Annotated in this window: 12 protein-coding genes; 10 read left to right on the top strand and 2 right to left on the bottom strand. The window is 45.4% G+C overall.

Annotated elements, in window-relative coordinates; genetic code table 11:
* Positions 1–53 precede the first annotated feature (53 nt).
* The 5 genes from dnaK (at position 54) to ACHUFQ_RS12410 (ending at position 5356) form a co-directional block, all read left to right on the top strand.
* Complete coding sequence (gene dnaK, locus ACHUFQ_RS12430) at positions 54–1976, top strand: molecular chaperone DnaK (protein WP_394176007.1); 1923 nt, start codon at positions 54–56, stop codon at positions 1974–1976.
* A gap of 110 nt (positions 1977–2086) precedes the next feature.
* Entirely contained in the window at positions 2087–3223 is a 1137-nt protein-coding gene (dnaJ, locus tag ACHUFQ_RS12425; protein ID WP_394176005.1) for a molecular chaperone DnaJ, read from the top strand.
* Positions 3224–3327: 104 nt separating this feature from the next.
* Positions 3328–3789 carry an RNA methyltransferase gene (locus tag ACHUFQ_RS12420; RefSeq protein ID WP_394176003.1) on the top strand — a complete coding sequence of 154 codons (462 nt, stop codon included), beginning with the start codon at positions 3328–3330 and terminating at the stop codon, positions 3787–3789.
* Positions 3790–3881: 92 nt separating this feature from the next.
* On the top strand, positions 3882–4619 hold the full coding sequence (locus tag ACHUFQ_RS12415) for a tetratricopeptide repeat protein (RefSeq protein WP_394176001.1): 738 nt from the start codon (positions 3882–3884) through the stop codon (positions 4617–4619).
* A 173-nt stretch (positions 4620–4792) separates the two neighbouring features.
* Complete coding sequence (locus ACHUFQ_RS12410) at positions 4793–5356, top strand: SixA phosphatase family protein (RefSeq protein ID WP_394175999.1); 564 nt, start codon at positions 4793–4795, stop codon at positions 5354–5356.
* Positions 5357–5556: 200 nt separating this feature from the next.
* On the opposite strand, the gene ACHUFQ_RS12405 is transcribed toward ACHUFQ_RS12410, so the two are convergent.
* Positions 5557–6024 (bottom strand): Lrp/AsnC family transcriptional regulator, encoded by a 468-nt coding sequence (locus ACHUFQ_RS12405; RefSeq protein WP_394175997.1) that lies wholly within the window; start codon positions 6022–6024, stop codon positions 5557–5559.
* A gap of 162 nt (positions 6025–6186) precedes the next feature.
* On the opposite strand from ACHUFQ_RS12405, the gene ACHUFQ_RS12400 reads away from it, so the two are divergent.
* From ACHUFQ_RS12400 to ACHUFQ_RS12385, 4 genes are read left to right on the top strand one after another with little or no spacing between them, the layout of a single operon-like run.
* Entirely contained in the window at positions 6187–6816 is a 630-nt protein-coding gene (locus tag ACHUFQ_RS12400) for an elongation factor P hydroxylase (RefSeq protein ID WP_394176042.1), read from the top strand.
* Entirely contained in the window at positions 6809–7954 is a 1146-nt protein-coding gene (locus tag ACHUFQ_RS12395) for an ATP-NAD kinase family protein (RefSeq protein ID WP_394175996.1), read from the top strand. Before ACHUFQ_RS12400 ends, ACHUFQ_RS12395 begins: the two co-directional genes overlap by 8 nt.
* A gap of 34 nt (positions 7955–7988) precedes the next feature.
* On the top strand, positions 7989–8261 hold the full coding sequence (locus ACHUFQ_RS12390; RefSeq protein ID WP_394175995.1) for a YfcL family protein: 273 nt from the start codon (positions 7989–7991) through the stop codon (positions 8259–8261).
* 60 nt (positions 8262–8321) lie between these two features.
* Positions 8322–8888, top strand: a complete 567-nt coding sequence (locus tag ACHUFQ_RS12385) for a lipid-binding SYLF domain-containing protein (protein WP_394175993.1) — start codon at positions 8322–8324, stop codon at positions 8886–8888.
* 325 nt (positions 8889–9213) lie between these two features.
* Here ACHUFQ_RS12385 and mnmC read toward each other — a convergent pair whose 3' ends face one another.
* The gene (mnmC, locus tag ACHUFQ_RS12380; protein ID WP_394175991.1) at positions 9214–11280 is read right to left on the bottom strand and encodes a bifunctional tRNA (5-methylaminomethyl-2-thiouridine)(34)-methyltransferase MnmD/FAD-dependent 5-carboxymethylaminomethyl-2-thiouridine(34) oxidoreductase MnmC; all 2067 of its coding nucleotides are present in this window, start codon (positions 11278–11280) and stop codon (positions 9214–9216) included.
* Positions 11281–11510: 230 nt separating this feature from the next.
* On the opposite strand from mnmC, the gene fabB reads away from it, so the two are divergent.
* The gene (gene fabB / locus ACHUFQ_RS12375; protein WP_394175989.1) at positions 11511–12722 is read left to right on the top strand and encodes a beta-ketoacyl-ACP synthase I; all 1212 of its coding nucleotides are present in this window, start codon (positions 11511–11513) and stop codon (positions 12720–12722) included.
* Positions 12723–12864: the final 142 nt, after the last annotated feature.

The raw sequence follows: 12864 nt of genomic DNA, 5'->3' as shown, positions 1-12864 counted from the left end.
AAGAGAAGTATCAAAATTTTTATCATATTTTATGTTTTTCGGAGATCCTCAAGATGGGCAAAATTATAGGTATTGACCTAGGGACTACTAACTCATGTGTTGCTGTATTAGACGGCGATAGTGTTCGTGTCATCGAGAATGCAGAAGGTGATCGTACGACCCCTTCAATCATTGCATATACAGCAGAAGGTGAAACGTTAGTTGGTCAACCAGCAAAACGTCAGGCGGTAACCAACCCTGAAAATACATTATTTGCGATTAAGCGTTTAATCGGTCGTCGTTTTGAAGATAAAGAAGTTCAACGCGACATCAGCATTATGCCATTTGGTATTGTAAAAGCTGATAATGGTGATGCCTGGGTAACCGCGAAAGGCGAGAACATGGCACCACCACAAGTATCTGCTGAAGTGCTTAAGAAAATGAAGAAAACGGCGGAAGACTTCTTAGGTGAAGCCGTTACAGAAGCGGTTATCACAGTGCCGGCTTACTTTAATGATTCACAACGTCAGGCAACAAAAGATGCCGGTCGTATCGCGGGTCTTGATGTAAAACGTATTATTAACGAGCCAACTGCTGCGGCCCTTGCCTATGGCATGGACAAGCAAGAAGGCGACCGTGTTGTTGCTGTTTATGACCTTGGTGGTGGTACGTTTGATATCTCTATCATCGAAATTGATGAAGTTGAAGGCGAGCACACGTTTGAAGTACTAGCAACCAATGGTGATACGCACTTAGGTGGTGAAGATTTCGATAACCGTCTGATTAATTATCTTGTTGCGGAATTTAAGAAAGAGCAGGGCATGGATTTAACCACCGATCCTCTGGCCATGCAACGTCTGAAAGAAGCTGCAGAAAAAGCCAAGTGTGAATTATCTTCGGCGCAACAGACTGACGTGAACCTACCGTACATCACTGCTGATGCTTCAGGTCCTAAGCACATGAACATCAAAGTGACTCGTGCCAAGTTAGAGTCGTTGGTTGAAGATATGGTTAAAGCGACCCTGGAACCATTAAAAATGGCACTTCAGGATGCTGATTTATCAACATCTGACGTTACTGACGTCATCATGGTTGGTGGTCAGACACGTATGCCATTGGTACAAAAAGCGGTAAGTGATTTCTTCGGTAAAGAGCCTCGTAAGGATGTTAACCCTGATGAAGCTGTCGCTTCTGGTGCCGCGGTTCAGGCCGGTGTACTAGCCGGTGATGTTACCGATGTTCTATTGCTAGACGTTACGCCTCTATCGCTTGGTATTGAAACCATGGGCGGCGTGATGACTAAGGTTATCGAAAAGAATACAACCATCCCGACCAAACAGTCGCAGGTGTTTTCTACAGCAGAAGACAACCAGTCTGCGGTAACGGTACATGTGGTACAGGGTGAGCGTAAGCAAGCCTCTTTGAACAAATCTCTTGGTCAATTTAACCTTGAAGGTATTGATGCTGCACCTCGTGGTATGCCGCAAATCGAAGTAACATTCGATATCGATGCTGATGGTATCCTGCACGTAACTGCGAAGGATAAGAACACCGGTAAAGAGCAGAAGATCACGATCAAAGCCTCATCGGGTTTATCGGATGATGAAGTAGAACAAATGGTACGTGACGCGGAAGCGAATGCCGATGCTGATGCTAAATTCGAAGAGCTAGTGACGGCGCGTAATCAGGCTGATGGTCTTGTTCACGCAACGCGCAAGCAAGTTGAAGAAGCGGGTGATGATTTACCAGCAGAAGACAAAGATAAAATCGAAGCGGCTGTTAAAGAGCTGGAAGACGTACTCAAAGGCGAAGATAAAGACGCGATTGATGCGAAATCACAAGCGGTTATCGAAGCGTCTGCCAAGTTAATGGAAATTGCTCAAGCCAAAGCACAAGCTCAGGCCGGTGAAGCGCCACAGGCTGATGCTGAGCAAGCGCAACCAGCAGAAGACGTTGTCGATGCTGAGTTCGAAGAAGTTAAAGACGATAAAAAGTAATTAACGGATCAGGCGTCTGAGGACAATATCAGACGCCAGTATTAGCCAATAAATAAAGCGCTTTATCATTAGCGCTTTATTTGTTTTAACCAATAAGCAGTAACAAGACTATGGCAAAAACTGATTATTACGAAGTGCTGGGTGTCGGTAAAGATGCATCTGAGCGCGATATTAAAAAGGCATACAAGCGCCTGGCAATGAAATTCCACCCGGATCGCACCAAAGGCGATAAGGATAAGGAAGAACAGTTCAAACAGGTTAAAGAAGCCTACGAAGTGTTAAATGATAGCCAAAAACGTGCTGCCTACGACCAGTACGGTCATGCTGCATTTGAACAGGGGCAAGGCCCCGGTGGTTTTGGTGGTGGTGCTGATTTTGGTGACATTTTCGGTGATGTGTTCGGTGACATATTTGGTGGCGGCCGAGGTCGTGGCGGTCAATCCCGAGCTCGTCGTGGTGCAGATTTGCGTTATAACCTGGATATGTCATTGGAAGAAGCGGTTAAAGGAAAAACCGTCGAGCTGAAAGTACCGACCTATGTTAGTTGTGATCCTTGCAATGGCAGTGGTGCTAAAAAGGGCTCTACTGCGTCGACGTGTTCAACCTGTCATGGCCATGGTCAAGTCCAGATGCGCCAGGGGATGTTTGCGGTGCAACAAACCTGTCCAACCTGTTCAGGAAGCGGTAAAGTTATTAAAGATCCTTGTAATTCCTGCCATGGTGAAGGTCGGGTTAAAAAGACCAAAACATTATCTGCAAAAATACCTGCAGGCGTTGATACTGGTGACAGAATTCGCTTAAGTGGGGAAGGTGAAGCCGGTGAACATGGCGCACCAGCGGGCGATTTATATGTACAGGTTAGTGTGCGTGATCACGATATCTTCGTTCGAGATGACAACCATTTGTATTGTGAAGTCCCGATTGGTTTTACCACGGCATCGCTGGGCGGGGAAATTGAAGTCCCAACATTGGAAGGCAAAGTGAAGCTGAAAATTCCTAAAGAAACGCAAACCGGAAAAATGTTCCGTTTACGTGGCAAAGGGGTGAAATCGGTACGCAGTTCCATGGTGGGTGATTTGATGTGTAAGGTAGTGGTGGAAACACCGGTTAACTTAACGTCAGAACAACGGGATTTATTGGAAAAATTTGAAGCGACGATGGGAACCGGCAAAGATGCCGCCCGTTATCGCCCCAAGGAAGAAAGCTTCTTTGACGGTGTGAAGAGTTTCTTTGATAATTTGAAATAAATTCAGCTTATTGACTGACTAAATAGTCCATAGCATTCGTACATGAAAAAAGAAGCAGGCTGTAGCCTGCTTCTTTGTTTTCACATAACAGGCATCTGGTTTTTATGGCACGATTGAAACAAACCTATCCCGAGGATGGTTTTTTTGGCATTGGTATCGTCAACGCCAAAGACCCTCAAAATGTTGGTACGCTCTGGCGTAGTGCTTATATTTTAGGGGCCTCGTTTATCTTTACGGTAGGCAATAAGTCAAAAAAACAGACTACAGACGTGGTCAATGCCTGGCAAAAAATTCCACAATTTCATTACGCAAATGTTGACGATTTGATTCGCCATTTACCCTATGACACATGTTTGGTTGGTGTTGAACTGGAAGATTCGGCGGTTGATATCCAATGTTTTCAGCACCCACACCGATGCGTATACCTGCTGGGAAATGAGCAGGCAGGCCTGACTGCTGAGGTGATAAGCAAATGTCACCGGTTAGTCAAATTGCCCGGAGATTACAGCTTAAACGTATCCGTTGCAGGATCCATCGTCCTTTATGATCGAATCAGCAAAAAATAATCATCTTTACGTTCAAGATTTGCCCGTGACCAATTTTTTCTGGTATAACCTATTAAAAGCTTCGTACAGCGCACCGATTAGGGAGTAACAATATGTCTGTAACTACGAAACGAATTTCTATGCTGGTGGCCGCCACGTTATTAACAACGTCGCTTAGCAGCCCTGCTTTTGCGGACTACGACGATGCCGTAAACTACATGAATCGCGGACAGTTTGATTTGGCTATTGAAGAGCTAAAACCTTTGGTTATGCTGGGTTATCCACCCGCGCTGTACCAGCAAGGTGTCCTGTTTGAAAACGGTTTCGGTGTCCAGAAAAACCAGCAAAAGGCATTTAAGCTGTATGAGCGCGCGGCGGGACGTAGCGTCCCAGAAGCGCAGTTTGCTTTGGCACAAATGTATGCCGAAGGGCGAGGCACTGACAAAAATCAGAAAAAGGCGTTTATCTACACCAAGCGTGCGGCCGAAAAAGATTTGCCTGCGGCCCAGTTTAATCTTGGCGTAATGTTCCAAAACGGCACCGGCACCAGCCAAAGCTATCACAACGCCGCCATTTGGTATGAGCAGGCGGCTAAACGTAATTATGCCCTTGCTCAGTTTAATTTGGCATTGCTTTATTTTGATGGCCTGGGCGTGACGAAAGACGTTGAAATGTCTTATGTCTGGAATCGGGTAGCGGCCTATAATGGTTATAAACCCGCAGAGAAAAGTATGAATCTCGATTCTCAGCAAATGTCACGAGAACAACTGAAAAGAGCCCGGGAAAGAGCCCATGAGCTCTATCTGGAGCTGTCGCCCAAGAAAGAAGACTTGTTTAACCCATACATGTAAAACATGATGCCAATTCACGTTAATTGCTGTGTGATCAGAAATTAACGTTGACTGGTATTATCAATGACTATCAGGCATATCCAATGTACTGAGTGATGCACCTTGAAGTTAGGCGGACGAAACACTAGATTTAAAGGCTATCTATTCATTAACGACTCTCATCGTGCGGCTTTATGAAGACATTACACTTACTCCGTCATGCGAAATCGAGTTGGGACGATCCGATGTTGGATGACGTAGAGCGGCCTTTAACGCAACGCGGTATCAGTGATTGTCAATTAATGGCACCAGTTTTGATGGATATCGGCTGTTGTTTTACCCATATCTATTGCTCATCCGCGACTCGTGCTAAACAAACCTTGAAACGTATTGGCGAGCACCAGTTTGAACCGGGTATGGGAAGCGTGATCAGTGCCGAGCGGTTGGCGGATACCCATATTGAAAAGGACTTATATACCTTTCAACGATCTGAGCTGATGCAGTTTTGTCAGGCGCTTCCTGAACGTGTTGATGAAATTACTTTGGTCGGCCACAATCCAGCCTTTACCGAATTACACAATTTTTTGTCTACGGATAATATCGAGCATTTACCTACCTGCAGTTATGTGCGTATTGATTGCATGACAGGTGCCTGGCAAAACCTTTATGCGGGGTGCGGCAAGACGCAATATTTTATCACGCCGAAGATGCTGAAGCAGGGAAGAGAGATTCGATCTTTTAACTCGTTGGATAGCTGACTAGTTGCTTCGCGCTTAACGTTATACCAATCCCATTAAGTTTGTGCACTAACTCCCTACGGGTGAGTTTTAAAGGCATTTGGACTACGTTACTGATTTTGGCTGATTTTGAGAGCGGAATAACCATTCTCTGCAATCAAAGCCTTGTCTAAAAGCCTTTAAATTCTCACTGAGTGAGCAATAATTTAATGGGATTGGTATTACCCACTAAAATTCGGCATTACTGGGCTGCGGCTGTGCTCAAAAACCAGAGAGGTTTCTACATTGGTGACTTCTTCACGGGAGGTAATGGCATCAAAGACAAAACTGCGTAAATGCTCCGTATCTTTAACGGACATATGGATATAAAAATCGAATGCACCGCCCATATGAAACATACTGACAATTTCCGGTAAACCAAGTAATTCATCTCTGAGGTCGTTGACGATTTGCTCAGAGTAGGGCTGCAGTTGGATGGCTGCGATTGCCTGAATGTTTCCCCCCAGGGTCTGATAATTAACATCGATAACAGAATGGCGAATGACGCCGGTATTCTTCATACGCTTTACACGCTCCAGGCAGGTAGAGGGTGCAATCCCTATTTTTGCCGCAAGCTCTTTATTGGTGATATCCGCGTCTTTATACAACAACGTTAGGATCTGTTGATCGATGTCATCAAGTTTCTTCATCGCTTTTCCATGTTAGTTTCGCAACACCACCAAATATAACTGATAAGAGGTTGGCCTTAAAAGGGTTTATTTGTTCTATTTGGGTAACTACGATTGAGATACGGCCATGCTAAGGCTAAAATAGCCGCACTAGAAATTGCGTCCGAAGATGATTTAATTACCTTGAAAAGCCACGATATTGACGATTTAATTGCCTTGTTTGACGGTGAGTTTTCAGAATCTGAAAATACCCGCCTGATCCGTGGTGGCGATGAACCCATTTACCTGCCAGCAGATACCCAGATTTCCTATCACCGGGTGATTTTTGCCCATGGTTTTTTTGCCAGTGGTCTTCATGAAATCGCCCATTGGTGCATTGCCGGTAAAGCGCGACGACTGTTGGAAGATTTTGGTTATTGGTATGCGCCGGATGGTCGAGATGCGGATCAACAAACGGCGTTCGAAAACGTTGAGATTAAGCCACAGGCCATCGAGTGGGCGTTTTGTGTCGCCGCAGGATTTAACTTTAATGTTTCCGTCGATAATTTAAGTGGTGTCGAAGTGGATCGTTGTGCGTTTAAACATCGGGTACATAAACAAGTGAACGCATATATCGCGTCGGGTTTTCCGCCTCGGGCGCAGCAATTTATATCGGCTCTGGCAAGATTTTATGACCGGGATGAAAAATTAAATATTAAGCAATTTGCGTTAAAAGACAGCAATAACCCCCAGGAACCGGCGAATAATCAATCCATTGCGGTCTCAGATATGAATTTGCACGCTGAAAAAGTGAAGGCACCTTGTTATGTTTAAGTTAGGCTTTTTGGTGAATCCCATTGCTGGTATTGGCGGCAGCGTTGCGTTTAAAGGCAGTGACGGCGATGACATTGCTGCACAGGCAAAAGCCCTGGGCGCTGAACCTAAATCAAATTTGCGCGCCAAGCTGGCGCTGCAGGTGCTCATCCCATATCAGGATAAAATTACCATTTTTACCGGCTGCGGCGATATGGGCGAAGATTGTGCCCGGTCACTGGGCTTTAAGGTGGAGGTTGTCCACCGCTACGACGGCAATGTTTCAACCGCAGCGGATACTGAAGCTTTGGTCGAAGCACTGCAAAGTCAACAGGTGGATTTATTGTTGTTTGCGGGCGGCGATGGCACCGCAAGAAATGTGTGCGCTAAGGTTCAGGGCTTTTTTCCGGTGTTAGGCATTCCTGCCGGGGTAAAAATTCACTCCGGAGTTTATGCATTAACGCCAACGGCCGCCGGGCGTGTGGTTGAGGAAATGATAAATAATGAGTTGGTCAGCTTCATCGACGCCGATGTGATGGATATTGACGAACAGGCATTTCGACAGGGAGTGGTTAAGGCTCGCCGCTATGGAGAAATGCAAATACCCAGTCATTTACAGTATATTCAGGCGGTAAAATCCGGTGGTAAGGAAACTGATGAATTGGTGTTGATGGATATTGCCGCCCATGTGATTGAGCAAATGGATGACGAATTATTTGTGATGGGCTCCGGTTCGACGGTAGCGGCAATTATGCAGGAAATGGCACTGGAAAATACCTTACTGGGGGTCGACATCATCCAGGAACAAGAATTACGGGCACAGGATGTAACCGAACAAAACCTTTATGCGGCGATCATTGCTGCGCAAAACGCGGGGCAGACCGTGAAATTAGTGATCACAGCGATCGGCGGCCAGGGTCACATTCTTGGCCGAGGTAATCAGCAGCTGAGCCCCCGCGTGGTTCGCGCTATCGGCAAAGAACATATCTATATCGTCGCAACAAAACGAAAATTGCAGGCACTGGATCATCGACCGCTGATTGTCGATAGCGGCGATCCTGGTTTGGATGCGGAGCTTAGCGGCTACTTGCCGGTTATCACTGGCTTTCACGATCAGGTGTTGTACCCCGTGGCTAGTCCTGGGCTTATGGAAGCCTGATACAGACAGTTTTATACAATTTATCGGAATTAAGATGTTAGAAAATATTAAAACACTAGAGCAGCTATGTGATTATTTTGATGGCCTTATTGATCAGGATGATGCGGATGTTCTATTTGCCAGTAGTTATGTACGTGGGTTTATCCTTATTGCTTCTAATCGTTTTGGCGATGATGCGCAAGCATTGACCCCTGAGCTGGCAACGCAAGTGAGTGCGGATCTGCACCAGGCAAGAAGTGAGTTAACGCCTCAGGATAAAGTTGTTGTTGAGAACTTTTGGCAGCAACTTCAGCCTTGTTTTTGTTAAGCTAAAAAAGCAAGATAGATTAGAAATACCTCTATAGTATCGATAAAAAGAGAATAACCGATGTTTACATTACCGAAAATTACCACGATAGCCGCCCTGTGTTTGTTTCTCTGCGCCTGTGCCTCTATGGGGGAGGGCAGTAAGCAGGATAAACAACAAAAAATCCTTAGCATGAAAAATGACGTATTGAGTCAGCTATATAAGCAAAAGCCTTATTCTCGAAAAGTTGTTGAAGGCGCAAAAGGCTATGGTGTCTTTAGCAATGCAAACATTAATTTATTTGTCGTCTCGGCCGGAACAGGTTTCGGGGTGGTTAAAAATATGGCTACCCAAAAGCATACCTATATGAATATGGCGGAAGGCGGCATAGGTCTTGGAATGGGTGCTAAAGATTACCGCATCGTGATGGTGTTTCACACCCAACAAGCCATGGATCACTTTGTTCACAACGGCTGGACCTTTGGTGGTAACGCCGATGCCGCGGCCGTCGCCTCAGAAAAAGGAGCCTCGATTGAAGGCGAAGCCTACTTTGGTGATGTTACCGTCTACACCTTTACGGAAACCGGACTTGCATTGCAGGCAACGGTCAAAGGTACGAAATTCTGGGTTGACACTGAGTTAAACTAACCAATAATACCAATCACATTAAGTTTGTGCACAGCTCAGAGTTAGGGCAGAGGTTCAGTTACAACATAGATTTTATTGATATAGTCATTCTATATTAATGAAATATAGGGCCGTAAATGGGCCTTAAGGTAAACTCCCTACGGGTGAGTTTTAAAGGCGTTTGGACTACGTTACTGATTTTGGCTGTTTTTGAGAGCGGAATAACCATTCTCTGCAATCAAAGCCTTGTCTAAAAGCCATTAAATTCTCACTGAGTGAGCAATAATTTAATGGGATTGGTATAACGCTGCAAAGGTAGAGCAGGCTAAACTAAACAAAACAATGGTTAGTCTGCCTTGCGACGGATCATATCGCGAATGATAAATCGGTTCGGTGCCAGCTGAAAAAGCTGCTCGGAACTAACCGGGTACATCTCATGGGTTAATTCGCAGGCGAGTATTTCTGCCAGTAAAGGTGCTGAGCACAATCCTCTGGCACCCATCCCAGTGAGCACATACAGTCCTTCAATCGTGGGCGGCTGTTGCTCAAAACGCCAGTTTTTATCTTTACTAATGTGCTGATACACCTGCTTGTGTTTTTCAATATCCGGCATCGCCCCGACAACCGGTAAATGATCTGGCGTACAGCATCGTAATCGCGCTTTTGCGCCTTTAATATCCTCTACCTGCCATTTCCCAATATTACCCAGTAGCCGAGTCAAAGTTTCAAAATTATAGGCATCGTCGTCTGCTCGCGTTGCGGTATCATTGTCATTTTTATTAAACGTTGCGCCAATGCAATGTTTATTATCCAGCGCTGGGGTGAGATAACCTTTGTGGCAAATCACAGTTTTAAGGTTTTCGCTTGATGTTGTTGTCTGTAATTGACTTACTTGCCCTCGAACCACACTCAAGGGCAGGGCGTCGGCAATCCTAAGGTCTAAAGTCTGTGCGCCGGTGCATAGGATCAGCGTTTGAATTTGTTTTTGACCTTTGTTAGTGCTCAGTAAAAATCGACCATTGTCCATTTTTTCAATGGCTTGGACCTGAGTATTATATTTGATTTTACATTGCCCAAGTTGTTGAGCGGCGGCAAATATTGCCCGTACTAATTCTGGGGGAGATACCCAACCGGCTGCAGGGATCCAAAGTCCGGGCTTATCGAGTGTGATCCCGGATATGCGATTGGCTTGTTCGGGGCTGATCACCGAGATTAGCTGTTTTGGCCAAACGGGGTTGTCTTTAAACATGGTTAAACGTTGCTGCAACGCCTCTTTGTAAGCAACTTCAATCAGGCCGTCAAAACCATGGGCATAATCAAACCCTTGTTCCAGCAATTGCTGATAAAAATTAACAGCGTACTCAAAGCCGGTTTTGTAAAACTCACTGATCTCATCTTTTTGTTGATGCAACAATGGGTAGATTGCGCCTATCGCATTAGCTGAGGCGCCTTGAGCCAGGGCTTGATCCTGGCAAAATACATTTACCTTAACCCCTCGTTTTACCAAGGCATAGGCGACGCAGGCGCTGGCAAGTCCGCCACCAACAATGGTTACGTGCTGTGGTTTATCTGGCGATACCCTTCGTTTATAGCCATTTACATCAGGTGCTTTCGGGTGGCCAGTAAATTTGGCGGTTAAGGTTTGTGATTTGTGCTGCTGGTGTTTTTTTCGGGTAACCGCAAATCCTTGTTGCTCAAGTCCCCGGCGAACCAAGCCTGCAACCGTAAATGTTGCTAATGTGGTACCGGGTTTTGATAAGCGCCCCAGCTGCATAAATAGTCCCTGATGCCACATCTCGGGGTTTTTCTTTGGGGAAAAGCCATCTAAAAACCAGGCATTGACGTGGGAAAACTGTTGCGGATCTAACTGTGCAAATGCCGCTGTAGCGTCCTGTAAGTAAATCTGTAAATGAACTTTATTATTCAACAGCGACATATTGAGCACTTGTTGCTCATCATGCCATTGATATTGACTAAGAAATTCGCTGGAACTATCGGAAAAATCTGGCCACAATGCCAATGCCCGAGTGAGATCGTCGAGGCGCATCGGGTATTTTTCGGTGCTGATAAACCGCAACGACCAGTCAGGATCATGTTGCTTGATAAATGTTTTGAAACGTTGCAGCGTCAGGAAAAAATTCAGACCTGTACCAAACCCGGTTTCCCCGATCACAAATGGTGCCGGTGTGGCAGGAGTCGGGTTTTCATGTTTTGCTGATGTGCTATCCCTGGTTGCGAGGTTTACCGATGAACAATAATTAAGCCATTGCTTTTCAAGTTCATTCCCTTCGATAAACACTTGTATACTTTGCGAACAACCATCCTGATAATCGAAATAAATATCGTCGAATTGACTTGAATAGGGCAGGCCATTGGTGTCAAATTCGATTTGTGCGGTTTTAATTTTACTCAAGGGTGTATTTATCTCTGGTATATGTTTGCTGGGTTGTTGGCTCAATAAAACTTACGGTCTATTCAGACAGCAAATTTTACCTTGCTGGCAGGACCGCTGCCAGTGAATTATGTCAGACGCCACTTGACACGGTTTCAATTGAGCGTACAGTCGTACACTGGATAGACCAGATTTCCGGATATTCATAGTATCATAGCCGACAATTAACAGATCAAAATGGTTAAATAAGAATGAAACGAGTAGTGATTACAGGTATGGGCATTGTGTCCAGTATCGGCAATAACGCAGAACAGGTGTTAGACGCATTAAAAAATGGTCGCAGTGGTATCAGCCGCGCAGATAGTTTTGCAGAAATGGGATTGCGCAGTCAGGTTTGGGGAAAGCCAAACATTGATGTAACAGAGCATATTGACCGTAAAGTTATGCGCTTTATGGGCGATGCAGCAGGTTATGCTTACATTGCCATGCAAGAAGCGATTAATGATGCCAAGTTAACAGACGATCAGGTTTCAAATTATCGCACGGGTTTAGTGGCAGGTTCTGGTGGAGCATCGTCTGCCAATGTTATCAAATCAACCGATATCATTCGCGAGAAAGGTGTTAAACGGGTCGGTCCTTATGCTGTGCCAAAAACCATGTCCAGTACATGTTCAGCATGTTTGGCCACGCCATTTAAAATTCTCGGTGTAAACTACTCAATCAGCTCTGCCTGCGCCACGTCTGCGCATTGTATCGGTCATGCCGCGGAGTTAATCCAACTGGGCAAACAAGATATTGTATTTGCCGGTGGTGGTGAAGAAGTTGATTGGTCATTAGCCATGATGTTTGATGCGATGGGCGCACTTTCGACGAAATACAATGACACTCCAGAAAAAGCGTCTCGTACTTATGATGCTGATCGCGATGGTTTTGTTATTTCTGGCGGCGGCGGTATGGTTGTTGTGGAAGAATTAGAACACGCTTTGGCTCGTGGCGCGCACATTTATGCTGAGATTGTCGGTTACGGTGCAACATCAGACGGTTATGACATGGTAGCGCCGAGCGGCGAAGGTGCAGTGCGTTGTATGCAACAGGCGATGCAGGGCGTTGACGATAAAGTCGATTACTTGAACACCCACGGGACATCAACGCCTGTTGGCGATGTTAAAGAGCTTGGCGCGATTCAGGAAGTGTTCGGTAACGATTCGCCGATGATCAGCGCAACTAAAGCGATGACGGGTCATGCTTTAGGAGCGGCCGGTGTTCATGAAGCCATTTACACCATGCTGATGATGGAGCACGGATTTGTGGCACCATCAGTAAATATTGAAACACTTGATGAACAAGCTCAGGGTCTTGATATTGTCACTCAAGCAAAACCGGCTGAAATCAATTTAGCCATGTCTAATAGTTTCGGTTTTGGTGGTACCAACTCGACGTTGGTGATGAAAAAATATAAGTAAACTGACCGATTAAAGGTTACAAAGCCAGACTTCGTCTGGCTTTTTTTATACCTTCGATTTAGTTAATACCAATCACATTAAGTTTGTGCACAACTCAGAGTTAGGGCAGAGGTTCAGTTACAACATAGGTTTTATTGATATA

This window comes from Thalassotalea litorea (assembly GCF_043642205.1).
Taxonomy (GTDB): Bacteria; Pseudomonadota; Gammaproteobacteria; order Enterobacterales; family Alteromonadaceae; genus Thalassotalea_A; species Thalassotalea_A litorea.
The sequence above is the reverse complement of the archived record's forward strand: the minus strand, read 5'-3'. Positions and strand labels throughout refer to the sequence as shown.